Origin of the sequence: Defluviimonas aquaemixtae (assembly GCF_900302475.1) — a bacterium.
Classification (GTDB): Bacteria; Pseudomonadota; Alphaproteobacteria; order Rhodobacterales; family Rhodobacteraceae; genus Albidovulum; species Albidovulum aquaemixtae.
The window spans coordinates 580,236-595,353 of sequence record NZ_OMOQ01000002.1 but is presented as its reverse complement, the minus strand read 5'-3'; the positions used below and the strand labels follow the sequence as shown (position 1 = coordinate 595,353).

The 15,118-nt window shown below is 63.0% G+C and carries 17 protein-coding genes; 4 read left to right on the top strand and 13 right to left on the bottom strand.

The genetic code is table 11. The annotated features are described in order from the left end of the window. Window positions 1-153: 153 nt before the first annotated feature. The 9 genes from DEA8626_RS14665 to DEA8626_RS14625 all read right to left on the bottom strand — a co-directional run bounded on the left by DEA8626_RS14665 (window position 154) and on the right by DEA8626_RS14625 (window position 8,178). Window positions 154-588 (bottom strand): ribbon-helix-helix domain-containing protein, encoded by a 435-nt coding sequence (locus DEA8626_RS14665; protein ID WP_108853961.1) that lies wholly within the window; start codon window positions 586-588, stop codon window positions 154-156. Window positions 589-598: 10 nt separating this feature from the next. After that, complete coding sequence (locus DEA8626_RS14660; RefSeq protein ID WP_108853960.1) at window positions 599-2,587, bottom strand: conjugal transfer protein TraG; 1,989 nt, start codon at window positions 2,585-2,587, stop codon at window positions 599-601. A gap of 16 nt (window positions 2,588-2,603) precedes the next feature. Continuing rightward, entirely contained in the window at window positions 2,604-4,370 is a 1,767-nt protein-coding gene (locus DEA8626_RS14655; RefSeq protein ID WP_108853959.1) for a relaxase/mobilization nuclease domain-containing protein, read from the bottom strand. Window positions 4,371-4,617: 247 nt separating this feature from the next. Continuing rightward, a complete protein-coding gene (locus DEA8626_RS14650; protein WP_108853958.1) occupies window positions 4,618-5,361 on the bottom strand; it encodes a lytic transglycosylase domain-containing protein in 744 nt (247 codons plus the stop codon). A gap of 3 nt (window positions 5,362-5,364) precedes the next feature. Then, entirely contained in the window at window positions 5,365-5,700 is a 336-nt protein-coding gene (locus DEA8626_RS14645) for a DUF736 domain-containing protein (protein ID WP_108853957.1), read from the bottom strand. Further along, a complete protein-coding gene (locus tag DEA8626_RS14640; RefSeq protein ID WP_219929201.1) occupies window positions 5,684-6,274 on the bottom strand; it encodes a S26 family signal peptidase in 591 nt (196 codons plus the stop codon). The genes DEA8626_RS14645 and DEA8626_RS14640 overlap by 17 nt, the downstream gene beginning before the upstream one ends. Then, on the bottom strand, window positions 6,271-6,789 hold the full coding sequence (locus DEA8626_RS14635; RefSeq protein ID WP_108853956.1) for a DUF2840 domain-containing protein: 519 nt from the start codon (window positions 6,787-6,789) through the stop codon (window positions 6,271-6,273). Before DEA8626_RS14635 ends, DEA8626_RS14640 begins: the two co-directional genes overlap by 4 nt. Then, on the bottom strand, window positions 6,786-7,874 hold the full coding sequence (locus tag DEA8626_RS14630; RefSeq protein WP_108853955.1) for a replication initiator protein A: 1,089 nt from the start codon (window positions 7,872-7,874) through the stop codon (window positions 6,786-6,788). Before DEA8626_RS14630 ends, DEA8626_RS14635 begins: the two co-directional genes overlap by 4 nt. A gap of 19 nt (window positions 7,875-7,893) precedes the next feature. Then, window positions 7,894-8,178: a helix-turn-helix transcriptional regulator gene (locus DEA8626_RS14625; protein WP_108853954.1), complete on the bottom strand. Its 285-nt coding sequence runs from the start codon at window positions 8,176-8,178 to the stop codon at window positions 7,894-7,896. 468 nt (window positions 8,179-8,646) lie between these two features. Here DEA8626_RS14625 and qatA point away from each other — a divergent pair, with 468 nt between their 5' ends. From qatA to qatD, 4 genes are read left to right on the top strand one after another with little or no spacing between them, the layout of a single operon-like run. Then, on the top strand, window positions 8,647-10,575 hold the full coding sequence (gene qatA / locus DEA8626_RS14620) for a Qat anti-phage system ATPase QatA (RefSeq protein WP_108853953.1): 1,929 nt from the start codon (window positions 8,647-8,649) through the stop codon (window positions 10,573-10,575). Next, on the top strand, window positions 10,575-11,456 hold the full coding sequence (gene qatB / locus DEA8626_RS21705) for a Qat anti-phage system associated protein QatB (protein ID WP_306418112.1): 882 nt from the start codon (window positions 10,575-10,577) through the stop codon (window positions 11,454-11,456). Before qatA ends, qatB begins: the two co-directional genes overlap by 1 nt. Beyond that, window positions 11,453-12,820, top strand: coding sequence for a Qat anti-phage system QueC-like protein QatC (qatC, locus tag DEA8626_RS14610; protein WP_108853951.1), 1,368 nt, complete (start codon window positions 11,453-11,455; stop codon window positions 12,818-12,820). Before qatB ends, qatC begins: the two co-directional genes overlap by 4 nt. Before the next feature lie 2 nt (window positions 12,821-12,822). Continuing rightward, window positions 12,823-13,572: a Qat anti-phage system TatD family nuclease QatD gene (qatD, locus tag DEA8626_RS14605; RefSeq protein ID WP_108853950.1), complete on the top strand. Its 750-nt coding sequence runs from the start codon at window positions 12,823-12,825 to the stop codon at window positions 13,570-13,572. Between the two features lie 41 nt (window positions 13,573-13,613). Here the strand turns inward: qatD and DEA8626_RS14600 are convergent, their stop codons facing one another. From DEA8626_RS14600 to DEA8626_RS14585, 4 genes are all read right to left on the bottom strand, one after another. Beyond that, window positions 13,614-14,120 (bottom strand): DUF2285 domain-containing protein, encoded by a 507-nt coding sequence (locus tag DEA8626_RS14600; protein WP_181366455.1) that lies wholly within the window; start codon window positions 14,118-14,120, stop codon window positions 13,614-13,616. Next, window positions 14,056-14,382, bottom strand: coding sequence for a transcriptional regulator domain-containing protein (locus DEA8626_RS21365; protein WP_181366454.1), 327 nt, complete (start codon window positions 14,380-14,382; stop codon window positions 14,056-14,058). The genes DEA8626_RS14600 and DEA8626_RS21365 overlap by 65 nt, the downstream gene beginning before the upstream one ends. 103 nt (window positions 14,383-14,485) lie before the next feature. Beyond that, window positions 14,486-14,767, bottom strand: a complete 282-nt coding sequence (locus tag DEA8626_RS14590) for a DNA -binding domain-containing protein (protein ID WP_108853948.1) — start codon at window positions 14,765-14,767, stop codon at window positions 14,486-14,488. Between the two features lie 88 nt (window positions 14,768-14,855). Then, on the bottom strand, window positions 14,856-15,104 hold the full coding sequence (locus DEA8626_RS14585; protein WP_108854074.1) for a helix-turn-helix domain-containing protein: 249 nt from the start codon (window positions 15,102-15,104) through the stop codon (window positions 14,856-14,858). Window positions 15,105-15,118 lie beyond the last annotated feature (14 nt).

The following is a 15,118-nucleotide window of genomic DNA, read 5'->3' as shown; positions in this document are numbered from 1 at the left end:
GTTGGACTTACACTAGTCAAGAGCGCGTCGTGCTGCCAGCCCGCTTGGATGACTTCAGGAAGATGCGCGCTCGGTTTGCCGGGGATCGCACGTTTGGATCATCTCCCGCGCAGTGATCGCCGTAGGAACAGTGATCCCGTTGCGCAGGCCATCTCACTGGTCCTTGCTGAAGTCCTGTGAAGTTTCGGGTCCAGTGTCACCCACCACCTCGTCTGCAAACCACCGCCCCTTCTGTACCCGCTTGCCCAGCGTCTCGATGAATCCATCAAACCGTTCGCGGCCTTTGGCCTGCGCTGCCGCCTGTTGCTCCGGCGCAATCGGTGTTGTGATGGTGAGCCAGAAGCGTACGAATAGCGCGAGGGTCTCCGTTGTGATGCGCTGGTCGCGTTCGAGGCGGGCAACCTGGCGAGAGAGGCGGTCGAGGCGGCGCATCAGCGCGGCCTCCTGCATGTCGGCATGATCTGGAGAGAGGAAAGACTCGACCGCGGCCTCGACGACTGCCGAGCGGGTCACGCGTTTCCGGTCGGCGATGTCGTTGATCCGCCCGATCAACTCAGCTGGCAGGGACAGGTTGAGACGGTCGCGCATGGATTTGCCCTCAGAGATCGATGCCGTCATTGCGGTCGAGCGAAGCCTGCCGGGCCACCTGCCTCATCTGCTTCTGAAGGGCCTGCCGTTGCTGTGCAGCATCCTCAGGTTCATCATCGAGCATCATCTCGAATTCACGTGCCGGTTCGGCGGTCTTTTCTGTGGCTGCGGCCACATGCTCGGGCAAGTCTGGTTCCCGACGCAGGCCTGCGTTCGCCTCATCCGCAAGGGTCGACGGCGCCGACGCGCGCGAATGTGTAGCGGCTGCGATGGTCGGAAGAGATGACCATGGATCATCCTGCAGCATCGGCGTGGCTTGCTTCGGATCTGGTGGCGGCACTACGCGATCGACGAACCGCCTGTCCTCAAAATACCGCGCCTTCTTCGCCCGGATCGGCGGGGAGCCTGCGACCATGACGATCTCGTCGTCGGGCGGCAGCTGCATGATCTCGCCGGGCGTCAGGAGTTGGCGCGCAGTTTCAGAGCGCGAAACCATGAGGTGACCCAGCCAGGGCGCCAGCCGGTGCCCGGCGTAGTTCCTCATCGCCTTCATCTCGGTCGCCGTACCGAGGGCATCCGACACGCGCTTGGCGGTGCGTTCGTCATTGGTGGCAAAGCTCACCCGGACATGGCAGTTGTCGAGAATGGCATTGTTCTGGCCATAGGCCTTCTCGATCTGATTGAGCGACTGGGCGATCAGGAAGCTCTTAATCCCGTAGCCCGCCATGAAGGCCAGTGCGCTTTCGAAGAAATCGAGCCGTCCGAGCGCCGGGAATTCGTCCAGCATCATGAGCACGCGATGGCGGCGGCGCGTGTCCTTCAGGTCCTCCGTCAATCGGCGGCCGATCTGGTTCAGCACAAGCCGGATCAACGGCTTGGTGCGCGAGATGTCCGAGGGCGGCACGACGAGGTAGAGGGTCGTCGGCTGGTCCGCGGCGATGAGATCGTCGATCCGCCAGTCGCAGCGCCGGGTCACATGGGCGACGACGGGATCGCGGTAGAGGCCAAGGAAGGACATCGCCGTCGACAGAACGCCCGAGCGTTCGTTGTCGGACTTGTTCAGAAGCTCCCGCGCGGTCGAGGCAATGACCGGATGCGGGTCGGCCTCTCCCAGATGACGCGCCGCCATCATCGCTTCGAGGGTCTGCTCGATCGGACGGTGCGGGTCGGAAAGGAAAGCGGCAACGCCGGCCAGTGTCTTGTCACGCTCGGCATAGAGGACATGCAGGATTGCGCCGACCAGCAGCGAGTGCGAAGTCTTTTCCCAATGATTCCGCTTCTCCAGCGAGCCTTCGGGATCGACCAGCACGTCTGCCACGTTCTGAACATCGCGCACCTCCCACTCGCCCCTGCGCACTTCGAGCAACGGGTTGTATGCGGCCGAGGTCATGCTTGTCGGATCGAAACGCAGCACCCGGCCATGGCGCGCGCGGAACCCAGCCGTCAGGTCCCAGTTCTCGCCCTTGATGTCATGGACAATGGCGGAGCCCGGCCAGGTCAGCAGCGACGGGACCACGAGACCCACACCCTTGCCCGAACGGGTCGGCGCAAAGCAGAGCACGTGCTCTGGCCCGTCATGCCGCAGGTAGTCCTGATCCAGCTTGCCCAGCACGACACCATCGGATCCCAGCAACCCGGCGGCCTCGACCTCGGCCCTGTTCGCCCAGCGGGCCGAGCCATAGGTATCGACGTCTGCGGCCTCGCGCGCCCGGATCACGGACATGGCGATGGCCACGGCGATGGAGATGAAGCCGCCCGAGGCCGCGATCGCCCCGCCCTCCCAGAACACCGTGCGCGCATAGGCGTCGTAGAAGTACCACCACCAGAAGAAGGCGGGCGGCGGGTAGATCGGCATGCCGAAGGCCTCGAACCACGGGCTGCCCAGCTGCGCCTGAAACCCCAGCCGCCAGGCCACCCATTGCGTTGCGCCCCAGGTCGTCGTGAGCACGATCAGGAAGACGGCGAGGATCTGGCCCCAGAGGATTTTCGTGGCGGTCATGGTCAGGGTCCTTTCGTCAGATGCCGAGCCCGCGCTTGCGCCCGAGGCTCCAGTCGATCCCACCGCCGCCGCGCACGATCCCGGTGATGTGCTGGCCAAGGCGGGGCTCGATCTCGCGGGACCAGGGGACGAGCTGGAAACTGCGACCGCCGTCGGGGCCGATACCCTCGATCATCGCGTAGCGGCCGGAGGTCAGACGGAGCTGCCGCGTGTAGGTGCCGGACACATGCTCGCCGGGTTTCGCGGGTTGATGCTGGAGACCGGTCTCGGCCTCGAGCGTCCAGCCCGTGGCGTCGAGCTCGCGCTGCCGCAGGGTCGCGAGGAGATTCCGCTGAAAGATGATCCGCTGTCCCTGCCTTTGGGCCAGCCCTTCATCCACCAAATGTTCGGCACGGGCATCGAGGGCGTCCCGGACCTCCGCCCCGAACCCGCCCATCGCAAGCGGCATGCGGGAACGTTGGACCAGACGGTGATCGAGCCAGGTCGCGCCGGGCGCGGTGATCTGGCCTTGCAGGTCGAGATCGGACCGGTTGGCCAGGACAAGCGTCGGACGCGGATCGTCCGCGCCGCTGAAGCGGCGGACCTCGACGATGCCGCCAGACGCGGGCGTGTGCTCGAAGGCGTCCAGACCGCGGAAGCGGACATGATGCGCGCGCCCATCTGTCCCGTCGATCACGGCATAGGCGGTGCCAGTCTGTTCGTCATACAAGCCGGTCTCGACAAGCCGCCCGATGATCGGGTCCCCTGGCCTGCCCGCGTCGATGGCGAAGTCGGAGAAGCCGCGGTCCTGCCCCCGCTCGGCGAAGGCGCGGTGCATCGTCTTGATGATGTCGCCGCGCTCGCTCAGGTCGCGGAGCGTGCGTTCGGCCTCGAGCCCGAGCATCCATTCGCCGGGGCGGCCGTCCGACGCGAGACCGAGTCTCCAAAGGTACTGAAGGCGGCCGATCATCAACCGGCGGATTTGCGGGTCCGCGGGTCCGGGTGCTGAGGGGCGCAGGTCGAGCAGACCGAGATCATCGGCCTGATAGCGCAGCTCCCGATCGAGGCGCGTCCAGCGTTCCGCCGTGACCTCCCTTTCGAGCGCATGCCGGATTTCGTGCTCCGGTTTCGGACCGAGCTCCAGCGCGACCAGATCCTCGGCGCGGGACCGCAGCCCGCTGCTGATGTAGTCGCGCGCGATCACGAGATCGCCGCCACGATCATCCACGCCGCGGACGATCAGATGCACATGGGGGTTGTCGGTATTCCAGTGATCCACGGCGATCCAGTCCAGCCGCGTGCCGAGATCGGCCTCCATCCGGCGCGCAAGGTCGCGGGTGAAGCCGCGCAGGTCCTCCATCTCGGCGGCGTCCTCGGGCGAGATGATGAAGCGGAAATGGTGCCGGTCATCCTCGCATCGTGCTGCGAAGTCGGAACAGTACAGACCGTCGGTCTTGGCATCGAAGAGCAGGCCATTCGCCCCATCCTTGCTGACGCCGTCGCGGCGCAGATAGGTGAGATGGGTCGAGAGCGGAGCCGCGCGATAGGCCCGGCCCTTGTGACGGGCGATACGGGCTTTGACGACAACGCGGCGCGCGGGCGAGAACAGTCGGCTGCGCCCAAACCGGCCATGGCCACGCCCGAAAGTCGAGCGCCCTCGCCGACCCGGACTGCGCGATGGCCCGGTATGCCCGGCTTTCTGTGCCGCGTGCAGCACCTGGTTCACGAAGCTCTTGGAACGCGGCGTTCGGGTGCTACGGGTTTTGCCCGGTCGGATCCGGAAGTCGTGCTCGGTGTCGGTCATGCGCAGCCCCATCCGAGGCCTGAAACGCACCTGTGCATGCCGAAGCATTGAAAAAGCAGGACAAATTGCCGAAGCCTGCACACGACCGAAAGCCATGCACACGAAAACGCCAGTCCCGTCAGGGACTTGCGGCATTCGTGGCAGGCGCTTTTATCTCGCCCTTTTTCCTTCCCGCCCGTTGTCCGAGCGCGCCCTTCCGCCGCGTTTGCGACACGGCGCTCCAGAGCCCAAGAAACCGCGATCACTTTCATGGCCGTGTCTCCGCGCCGGGCCGGGCAACGAAAATGCCGGGATTGGGGGCGGCTGGACCCGTTTCGTGGGCCGGTCGACGTGCATCCGGGCTGCTGCCATTTTGCAGTGGATGAGCCGCCGAACTGTCGGCGAAGAGTCCAGCCTCGCGCCAATCGGCGACGGTTGCGCGGCTCGGAAGGGGCGCCGAGCCGTCCAAGCGGGGAGCCAGCATCGCGACATAGGCGCGGGTCTCGGCGGGAAGCCGACGCGCCTCCGAGAGGTATGCGTCATACCGGCCTGGCCCCGCATTGTAAGCGGCGAGCATGCCGCCGACGGTGCCATAGCGATCGAGCATGGCGCGCAGATAGGCCGTGCCGGCGATGATGTTGTCGCGCGGATCGAACGGGTCGGTTCCGAGACCGTGGTCCTGCCGCAAGACGGTCCATGTGCCGGGCATGACCTGCATCAGTCCCATGGCCCCGGCATGGCTGACCGCACGCGGGTCGCCTTCGCTTTCTGCCTGCATCACGGCACGGATCCAGTGTTCCGGGATCACGAAGCGAGCAGAGGCTTCGGCGATAGCGGCTGCATGAGGATCGCGCATCGGATCCATTTGGATGGTCGGTGCTTCGGCGAAAGCCGGGGGGCTGACTGGCCCCGTCACGGCAAGGCCGGAAAGAAGGAATGTGGCGCAGACTTGGGTAATGCGGGGTCGATCGACCGTTGTCCGGCGACTGCGTTTCGTGCTGATCAGCGCCATCGCTCACGCCGCCCCGTTGCGCCTCGGCGGACGGGTCCATTGCAGCGACCAGACCGAGCTTTCACCGTTGCAGAACAGGTTGGCACGGATGGGCTGCGCCAGCATCGGATCGTCGATCAGCACCGAGAAATACTCACCGGCCTTCTCCCCGGTGCGCGCCCAGGCCGCCCCTATTTCACGGGCGAGGTCACCGTCTCCGTGAAAGAGGCGGTAGTCGGGTGCGTTCTCGGCCTCGGTCGCCTCGGCCTTGTCGAGGGAGATCTCAAGGTCCAGTGTCAGCGTTCGGACATACCCGGCAAAGCCGGATTTCGTGCGAGTGAACTCACCGATCTGGGGCATGGCGTGCCTCCTTTCTGTTGTGGTGCGGTGTGAAATCCGGATGCACCGCTTCTCCGGTGCTCCCGCCGGAAACGGTCCAAAGCGGTGTCAGCCGGGCGGTGATCGAGGTTCGCGGCAAGAGGCCGAAATACCGCCCGTCCAGGCTGTCGGGCGCTTCCGGGTTCATGAGAAAGACTTCGCCAGCGCCGAGCCGATGACAGCCCTGCCAGATGGGCAACGCGCGGCCGACGCGGTCCTGCGCATGGGCGTCGCCAAGAGGGCGGTCGTCGACGGTGATCCTGTCGCCCGAGCGGCAGACCAACGCTCCTTCGAGCGCCACGACATGCTTGAGCAGCGGTACGCCGCGCGGCAGATATCCGCGGGAAGCAAGGAAATCCGAAAGCGCCGGAAGTGGTGCAACCGCCACCAGATCCCCGATGGCCAGCCGCTCGACAGGGTGCAGCCGATAGAGCCCGACGGGAACGCTCGCGCTGACATTCCACAGAACGCGCGGCGACCAGGTGGCAATAACGGGCAGGACGATCAGGCTAACCGACAGCGCTGTCGCCCCGATGATTCCCCACCGCGAGATCATAACCCGAGGCTCCGCCGCTTGAGCCAGGCCCGGTGCTGCAGGCGCGTATAGGGATGGGCCGGTTGCGCTGTGGCCAGGCGATTGTGCAGGTGTCGCCAGTAGTCCGGCGAGGCATCCGCCGGATCGATTCCGAGCGCCTCGATGGCGTCGATCGCCTGTAACACGCGTTCGACCTTGGGCCAGCCGTGGGTGGAGAGCAGCAAGGTCCCTCCGGGCCGCAGATAAGGCAGCGTTTGCATGGGGCTTCCAGGCCTTGCAGTTCGCAAGATGTCGAAGCGCGAGAGGACCGTGCCATAGGCGTTGGCCGCCCAGCGATTGACCCCGAATACGGCTCCTGGCGCGAAGCCGAAGCGGCGCCGGTGATGATCAATGCGCTCTTCGCAGACCGGATGGCCGAACCGGACCCACTGTTCGATCTGTCCCTCTTTCCAGGTCAGGTCGACGAAGGTCAGATTGCCTTCTCTGCCAATGGTCTGTGCATCAACCTCGTGCGGTTCGGAGCGGATCGGACTCATGTCGTCGCTCTCTTCGACGTGCCGAGAGGTCGCTCGGGCCTGTCATTCTGAGAGCCCGTTTCGAGGGATAGAGCGCGTCCGCGTGCGGGCTTGTCCCCAGCGGGAGCAGCGCAACAAGAGTTAGATTCCGAGTTAGAGTCTAAGTTACGGCCCCGAATTCTGTCGTCTTTTGAAATGGATGGACCCGAACCGGGTTCCTGATAGCACGAGGGTCCGGTTCCCGATGGCACGACATTCGGGGTTCCTGATGGCACGAGCCCGTCCACAGCCTGTCCACAGGGCTCGAAAGCGAGCAGTCGTCGCCCCCGCGTCTCGATCTCTAGCGCCAGGCGATAGCCCGGCAATGGCTGTCGACGGATGATGTCCCGCAACTCGAAGGCAAACCGCCTGAAGGGCGAGAGGCTGCCGGATTTGACGTGGAGATGTTGGAACTCGAACCGCCACCCTGCCTTTTGGCGGCCACCATGCTTGCGCACCAGTCGATAGAGCCAGCGATCGAGGCCACCCGTCAGATCGAAATAGGCGCGGTCGATGGTCAGGATCAGCGCGTCATCGAGGACCGCCCGGTAGAACCAGTCGGGCACAATCAACTCGATCCCGTCGGGGCGGCCACTAACATCGGTCCGCTCCGTCCACTCGTTGATCCAGGAAAAACGGTGCCGACGTCCTTCGGTCGGCTGGCGGATCGAGGTGCAGACCGTCGTCGACTGCAACCTGTCCAGTGCCGCCTTCAACCGATGATAGTCGCGGGCGGAGGTGCCCCGCCCGATGAAGGTGAGGATCTGGTACGGCGTCGCCACCATGAGCCGCGACGTGCGCAACCCGGAATCGCGCGCCTCAACGATCTGACTGGCCGCCCAGATCAGGATATCGGCATCCCAGACCGTGGCCATGCCGTGATCCGCGACGGCCTCGACACGGATTTCGACACTACCTGCCGCGAACTCGATGGGCCGCGTGCGATGGCTCTTGGACAAGGAAAAGAAGGGATAGGACATGAGATCCTGCGCGTCCCGCGCCGCGAACTCGCCGGGGAGAGCGTGGAACAGATCGAGCTGGCCGCGTTCGGATGCGTTGCGGGACATTGGAGCTGCCTCAACCGGATCAGCGGAAAGCACGGCCCGCGGGCGGGGTCGCGGTCAGCACATGGCGCTTCGCGGGTAGTACTCGGCCACCGCGCGGATCGGACGTCGAGGTCACGGCACCGCGCTGGACCCAGGCATCGAGATCCTCGATCGAATAGACGACCCGCCCACCCAGCTTGTGATAGGCCGGGCCGGTGCCATAGGTGCGGTGCTTCTCGAGGGTGCGCGCGGATAGGCTGAGGAACTGCGCGGCCTCCTTGGTCCGCAGATAGCGTGGCGGCAGGGGAGCGTGATCGGGTCGCATGGAAAGCCTCCGTGGGGTCCGTGAGGCCGCCGGACAACGGCGGCTGGTTGCGGCCACGATGTCGAAGTGCGACAGGCGGGATGGAGTGCGAAGATGGGGGTACGGAAATCGCACACCACGAGCTATGCTTGAGGCGATTGCCGATTTCCTGGAGCGCGACGCTGCATGAGACTTCAACCGTGACAGGCCTCGTGCAGTCCTTCCTCAAATGCTTTTGATGTCGGTTCGCTGACGCGCGAAATATGCAAGCAGGGCGGAGAGTGGCCGTTCTCATTATTGTAGGAGGAATTTTTTGAACCGCTAATTGCATATTTGCGCCGGGCACGCATTCCTCGATTGGTCGAGTTCGCGTACAACTCGGGCGCAAAAACGGCCTTCTAAGCACACAAATGACGCTTCGCTTCTTGGAATGCATTGCCATAGTGTGTTCATGTTCTCGAATACGAATTGTGAAAGACAGATGAGCCAATGATCGTCGCAGACAATGAGACTGCGGTAGACCTTTTGTACTACGAGGCGATCGCCAAGACGGTGGTCCGTCTGGTGGGCGAGAAGTCGGACGAACCCCTGAGTGTCGGCGTCCACGGCGACTGGGGCGCCGGCAAATCCAGCGTCCTCATGATGGTGGAGGAGGCGTTCTCCAACGACGACCGCGTGCTCTGTGTACGGTTCAACGGCTGGCTGTTCCAGGGCTTTGAAGACGCGAAGGCGGTCCTGATCGAAACGATCGTCGAGGAACTGCGCCGCAAGCGCCCCACGTCGCAGAAAGTCGCCGAACAGGCGAAGAGGGTGTTGAAACGGGTCGACTGGATGAAGCTCGCGCGCAAGGCGGGAGCGTATGGCCTGACGTTGGCTACCGGGATTCCCCATCCCGACACGATTAAGGAACTTGGTGAAGCCGCGCGAAGTCTCCTCGGGAAGGGTGCCGAAGACGTGTCGCCGGAGAATCTGGCTGCGCTCGTCAAGGGGTCTGACGAGTACTTGCGCGAAGTCGCTGAAGACAGCGCGCCTGAACAGATGCACGCTTTCCGGGAGGAGTTTGCCAAACTCCTACAGGACGCCGAGATTGATCGCCTGGTGGTCCTTGTCGATGACCTCGACCGATGCCTTCCGAATATTGCGATCGAAACGCTGGAGGCGATCAGGTTGTTTTTGTTCGTACCACGAGCGGCCTTTGTCATCGGAGCGGACGAGGGGATGATCGAGTACGCCGTGCGGCAACATTTCCCGGACCTGCCTGTGGCTACCGGTCCAGCCTCGTATGCTCGCAACTACCTAGAGAAGCTGATCCAGGTCCCCTTCCGTCTTCCCTCGCTCGGATATGCCGAGACGCGGATTTATATAACGTTGCTCTTGGTGCTGAACGTCTTCAGCGAGGAATCCGACGAGTTCCAGAAATTGACCGCGCTGGCTCGCGAGGTATTGCGCCGCCCATGGAAAGGCCCTGGCCTCGACCGGAAGGCGGTCGAGCAGGCCTTGGGCGGCGTGCCAGTCGAGGTAGAGCGAGCGATGGAGTTGGCCGGGCGGATCGCTCCGATCCTGGCGGATGGCGCGCGGGGTAACCCGAGACAGATAAAACGCTTCATCAACACGATGATGCTTCGTCTGGCTATCGCGGAGGAGCGCGGCTTCCGCGATGAACTGAACATCTCGGTACTCGCCAAGATCATGCTAGCGGAACGCTTCGCCCCTGAACTCTATGACGCAATGGCGCGCGGTTCCGCGAGCACCGGGGCGTCGGAGGAACTCGCGGTGCTCGAAGCCGTGGTCGCGGCCCCTACGTCCGGCCTGGAGACGAAGTCGGCGGACGGGAAAACGACTGGTCCGTCCACGGAGACTTCGTTGCCCGATTGGCCAAACATCGAATGGGCGAAGCAGTGGGCAGCCATTGATCCGCCGCTCGCCGAGAACGATCTCAGACCATACGTCTTCGTCACCCGAGACAGGCGAAGCGTTTTTGGCGCGGTCACATCCCTGGGCGAACTGGACGAACTCATCGCCAAGCTTCAGGGCTCGCCGCTACAGGTGAAGCAGGCTGCGGCAGAAGTTGCTCGGCTTCAGTCAATTGAAGCCGAACAGGTCTTCGATGCGCTGCGCGCCAAAGTGCGAGATGCTGAGGACCTAGCCCAAGAGCCCGTGGGCGTAAAGGGGCTGGCCGAGATGGCGCGTCAGCATCCCTTCCTGCAGAGGCCGTTGCTCTCTTTCGTGCAGGATCTTCCGGTCTCCAAACTCGGCCCTTGGGCGGTCAGCGGCTGGGCGTCAGTCTTCAGCGAAACCGACGTAGGTTCGGACTTCGCGACGACGCTCAAGGGATGGGCCGATCAGGATGATAACAAGCCACTAAAGGCGGCGGCGAGCGCGGCGATGAAACTCTCCAGCAAGCGGAAGCGTAGCTGATGGGGACGTCCGGAACATTCGGCGGCTCCAAAAACGGGCTGGTTCCAAGCTGGGTCGACGAGCCCGCGTCGCCGCCCGCGGTCGCACCCGACAATGCCGAGCCGGACTCCACAGACGGTGACGGGAACGGTGGACCGGATCAAAACGGGGGGGCGCCGGCTGGGCCGGCGCCCGCTCAGGCATACCCGCCGATACCTGCCGTTCCAGCGAGTTCGGGTCTCGGTGGCGCTCGCGGGAACATCACGAGGGGTGCGCGAGCATCCGACGAGCGAGCCATGCGGCGAGGCGCAGGCCGATATGTAAGTGCGAGCGGTGGAGGACGCGCCGCGGCGAGCCGTATGCCAAACTCACGCGCCGTGGCCGGCGGCGTGGCTGGCCTCGCGAGGAACTTCGTCAATCAGGGTCCGGCAGAGGCGCTGAGGCGGTTCAATCTTGAGGGCATGGCAGGGGCTCCCGCCGAGGACGTGTTCGTCGCTTTGACGGATATGCTGTGTCCTGCAGGCGGCACAATTGACGAAGCGATCGCGAGGGACGCGATGCTTGAGACAGTCGCCGATCTAGCCGCCGCTGGTGTCGGGAACTTCGATGAGCTCTCCGCAGACGATTTGCGCGAGTTCTTCATCGGGGTCGTAAGCCGTTCGATTGAAGGTAAAATTCTCAATGAGGTAGGGACCAACGCCATCGCGGCGCCCTCTGACATCGGCGGGGTCGAACGAGCGCAAGCCATGTTGCATGACTTCGTCGAAGGTTGTGTGCGTGATGAGTTCGACGCGCGCGGAACCGATCTGAGCGACCTGGATGCGGCGGCCATCGATAGCTTCGTCGACGACCTCTACGGCGCAGCACTCGATCTGGTCGAGGCCTTGGGAGACGACGGATGAGAAGGTTCAGTCTGATCGGCCGGCTCGGTCCCGACGACAAGAGTAAGATCAAATTGGTCCAGTCCGACTCCGACGTATTCGAGATCGATTTCCTGGACGGTGACCTGCGCATGGGCTTCGGCATCGGTCACGCGTTGGACCAACTCGCTTCCCTCGGGATGCGACCATCGGAGAAGGGAATTGACCTCGTCGTCCTCGCCGCGCTCGTCAACGCCGGGGACACGAGAGTCTCCCGAAGGCTGAACGCTCAAGACGGCTGGACCCGCGAGATCGATCTCTACGTCCCGGTTTCTGCTGCCGCGGCCTGGACGACGAGCACTGGATCGATCGAGTCGATGTTGCGCTTCCTCTCCGGGGATCGGTGGCGTGTCTTCTTCCGCGACCGGCCGAAGAGAACCAGAACTCTCGCTGTCGCTCCGAAACGCCTGGCGATCGACGGACTGACAAAGGTGAGCCTCCTGTCCGGTGGTTTGGACAGTCTCATCGGCGCAGTCGATCTCCTGAGCGGGAGTGAACGTCCGCTGTTCGTCAGTCACTACTGGGACAGCGAGACTGCCAAAGCCCAAGCCTATATCCTCGACCGGTTGGAAAACCGGTTCTCCAAAGAGGCCTTCAAGAGCCTCCGGGTGCGGCTGGGGTTCGACAAGCACCATCTCACCACCGGGGAGACGGAGAACACCCAACGGGGACGATCCTTCCTCTTCTACTCACTGGCGACACTGGCAGCGTCGGCGATAGAAGGACGGAGCACGGTCGACATACCGGAGAACGGCCTAATCGCGCTCAACGTGCCCCTCGATCCCTTGCGATTCGGGGCGCTGAGCACGCGGACGGCGCATCCGCACTTCATCGCTAGCATGCAGAGGCTGATCGATGCTCTCTCCCTCGATGTCGAACTAGACAACCCATACAGGCACATGACGAAGGGCGAGATGGTAGCGAACTGCGCCGACAAACCTTTCCTTGAGAAGATCGTGGAAAACTCCATGTCTTGCTCGTCGCCGGCGAAGGCGCGTTACAAGAAGCTCTCCCCCCGACACTGCGGGTACTGCGTTCCGTGCCTGATCCGTAGAGCTTCGCTCGAAGTCGGTCTCGATGGAGACGATGAGACGGTCTACACGATTGAGGATTTGAAGGGGCATATCCTGGCCTCCGACCAACCCGAAGGAGAGCACGTCCGGTCCTTCCAGTTGATGGCCAAGCGGATCAGGGCGAAGCCGGATCTTGCGAAGATACTGGTTCACAAGCCCGGTCCGCTCCATGACAAGCCGGATGAGATACCGGACTATGCCGACGTGTTTCGACGTGGCGTCCTTGAAGTCGCCGAGCTCCTGAAAGGTGTTCGTGCACGACCGGGCGGGTGACCATGCGGCCTCACTACGTGGATTTCCATACGCATCTCGACCTCTATCCCGATCTCGCGAGAGCAATTGCGGCCTGCGATCGCAAGCGCGTAGCGACCTTGGCGGTCACGACGACCCCAAAGGCGTTTGAAAGGAATGTCAAACTTTCTGCGAACAGCGACTTCGTAAGAATTGGGCTCGGTCTTCATCCGCAGCTCGTCGCTGATCGGCATCTTGAGATTGAACTGTTCGAGAAGCTCCTGCCGCAGACGCGTTACGTAGGTGAGATCGGGCTTGATCGCGGGCCCGCTCATTATCGCTCTTTCGAGCTACAACAGTCAGTCTTTGGCAGAATTCTTCGAGCCTGCGCTCAGCAAGGCGACAAGATTATGAGTTTGCACAGCGTCCGAGCGGCGAAACCAGTTCTGGATATGCTCGATGAATACTTGTCGCCGGACCGAGCGCGAGTTGTATTACACTGGTTCAATGGCAGCCACTCGGACGTCCGACGGGCAGTCGATAGAGGATGCTACTTCTCGATAAATGAGCGCATGCTCAATTCCAAAAGCGGCAAGCGCCTACTGTGCGACATTCCAAACGATCGGATACTGACGGAAACCGACGGACCATTCGTGCTCCGCGGCGACGAGCCGATTGCGCCAGGCGACGTCCAGAGAGCCGTTGAGATGATGGCAACAATCCTAGGAACTCAAACCGAGGAAATTCGTCGCCAGATCCTTTCAAATCTACGTATCTTAACGGCAGAACGATAGTTCCTCGACGCTGCTTGACCCAACGATTCCTGGTCCGGATGTCATCGTCGCACGCTCCTCGAACGCAGCAGCGCATGATACCCGCCGTCAACCATCTTTCGCGCGTCGCGCAGCAAGGCCATGACCGCGAAGCGCTCCGGCGCGCTTTGCCACTCGTCCCGGCTGACCCGGGATAGCCGAAAGACAACTTCGGCTATCTCGCGCTGCGACGCTCGGGCCACGCGCCCGTCATATGCCTGCAACATGCGTTTGGCACGCATTCGCTTCTGGTGGGTGAGGCGCTTGTCGGCAGGAATCTTTCTGCCGTGAAGCTGTGCGAGCAACCTGTAGATAGCATTGAGTCGGGCGAAGCCGTCTTGATTGAGCGGGACGAGCGCCACAAGCGCATTGCTGTCCGGATCTTCTTGCAGAAGCTGCAGGCGAACCTGCCGCCCCGGACCAAAAAGATGGTGGAGGCCGTCCTGGGCGCATCTGGTTGTCCCTTCAGGCAGGATCGTCGGTTCCGCCCCGCCGCTCAAGACCTCCGGAACCTTCTGCAGCACGACCACCGAGGGATCGATCCGGGGGTCCCAGAGCGCGCAGGCCTTTGGAGCCGGGAGGTTGGGATCGACCGCGAAATCGCAACCCCCATTTGTCGAGAAGCGCATCTTTCAGAGACGCGTCGTCCGGTGCGGCCTTGGAGAGGGCCGCGTAATCCTGTGCATAGCGCTTGTTGCGGCGCAGCCATTCCCAGGCAAGATCGGACGCGCTCAGGTCTTCGACGTAGTCGTACTCTGCCGAGGAACGCCAGCCGGACGATTCCGACGGCATCAGAAGTTCCTTTCCACAGCCTCTGCTGCAACGCAGCATTATACACGCGCAGATTGATTTCCAGGAGTCTAACCCAATTGGCATGGGCGGGATTCGGCGTAACTCAGCCGCTTGGGCGGTCGCCGCCGCGCTGGAGTAGCTCGCGATAGCCGTGCTCGGTCATCCAGCGGACCCGTTCCAGGTGACTATCGTAGACGTCCCGGCAGCGCTCGGGGTCCGACTTCGGATCGAGGCCGAACAGGATCTCGACCACTTCTCGCCAATCGGCGCCTTCCTCGGCAGCGTCGAACAAGCGGAGGTAGAGAACCATGTGCGATCGATCATACTCGGTCAGCGTATTGCTGTCCGGCGGAGCATCCAGGAATGTCGTCTCGCCCTGTGCCATGTGCCTACAGGATCGCAGAAACGACCCCCCTCCCGAAGTTGCCCTTTCGTACAGGCGCGTCACCGATACCCGCGTCAACCAACTACAATCACGTGGCCTTTTTCGCCTTGGTCAAGTCAAGCAAGACGCCTTCACCCTTGTCCACATGCAGAAAGGTGATCCCGGCATCCTCGAAAACCCGGCGCACCTGATCTTCTGTCGACTCGTAGACGCGAAGGTCCTTCTCGGATTCGAGCCGCTTGAGTGCGGTCAGTGATACCAGGGCCCTATCGGCTAGCGTCTGCTGCGTCCATCCCAGCAATGCGCGCGCGGCCCGCGATTGTCGGGCGGTGATCATGATGATCACCTCCC

Coding starts and splice junctions, on each gene's coding strand:
- DEA8626_RS14665 (WP_108853961.1), bottom strand. CDS start 588: ATGCGCGACCGTCTCAACCTGTCCCTGCCAGCTGAGTTGATCGGGCGG.
- DEA8626_RS14660 (WP_108853960.1), bottom strand. CDS start 2,587: ATGACCGCCACGAAAATCCTCTGGGGCCAGATCCTCGCCGTCTTCCTG.
- DEA8626_RS14655 (WP_108853959.1), bottom strand. CDS start 4,370: ATGACCGACACCGAGCACGACTTCCGGATCCGACCGGGCAAAACCCGT.
- DEA8626_RS14650 (WP_108853958.1), bottom strand. CDS start 5,361: ATGGCGCTGATCAGCACGAAACGCAGTCGCCGGACAACGGTCGATCGA.
- DEA8626_RS14645 (WP_108853957.1), bottom strand. CDS start 5,700: ATGCCCCAGATCGGTGAGTTCACTCGCACGAAATCCGGCTTTGCCGGG.
- DEA8626_RS14640 (WP_219929201.1), bottom strand. CDS start 6,274: ATGATCTCGCGGTGGGGAATCATCGGGGCGACAGCGCTGTCGGTTAGC.
- DEA8626_RS14635 (WP_108853956.1), bottom strand. CDS start 6,789: ATGAGTCCGATCCGCTCCGAACCGCACGAGGTTGATGCACAGACCATT.
- DEA8626_RS14630 (WP_108853955.1), bottom strand. CDS start 7,874: ATGTCCCGCAACGCATCCGAACGCGGCCAGCTCGATCTGTTCCACGCT.
- DEA8626_RS14625 (WP_108853954.1), bottom strand. CDS start 8,178: ATGCGACCCGATCACGCTCCCCTGCCGCCACGCTATCTGCGGACCAAG.
- qatA (WP_108853953.1), top strand. CDS start 8,647: ATGATCGTCGCAGACAATGAGACTGCGGTAGACCTTTTGTACTACGAG.
- qatB (WP_306418112.1), top strand. CDS start 10,575: ATGGGGACGTCCGGAACATTCGGCGGCTCCAAAAACGGGCTGGTTCCA.
- qatC (WP_108853951.1), top strand. CDS start 11,453: ATGAGAAGGTTCAGTCTGATCGGCCGGCTCGGTCCCGACGACAAGAGT.
- qatD (WP_108853950.1), top strand. CDS start 12,823: ATGCGGCCTCACTACGTGGATTTCCATACGCATCTCGACCTCTATCCC.
- DEA8626_RS21365 (WP_181366454.1), bottom strand. CDS start 14,382: ATGCCGTCGGAATCGTCCGGCTGGCGTTCCTCGGCAGAGTACGACTAC.
- DEA8626_RS14590 (WP_108853948.1), bottom strand. CDS start 14,767: ATGGCACAGGGCGAGACGACATTCCTGGATGCTCCGCCGGACAGCAAT.
- DEA8626_RS14585 (WP_108854074.1), bottom strand. CDS start 15,104: ATGATCACCGCCCGACAATCGCGGGCCGCGCGCGCATTGCTGGGATGG.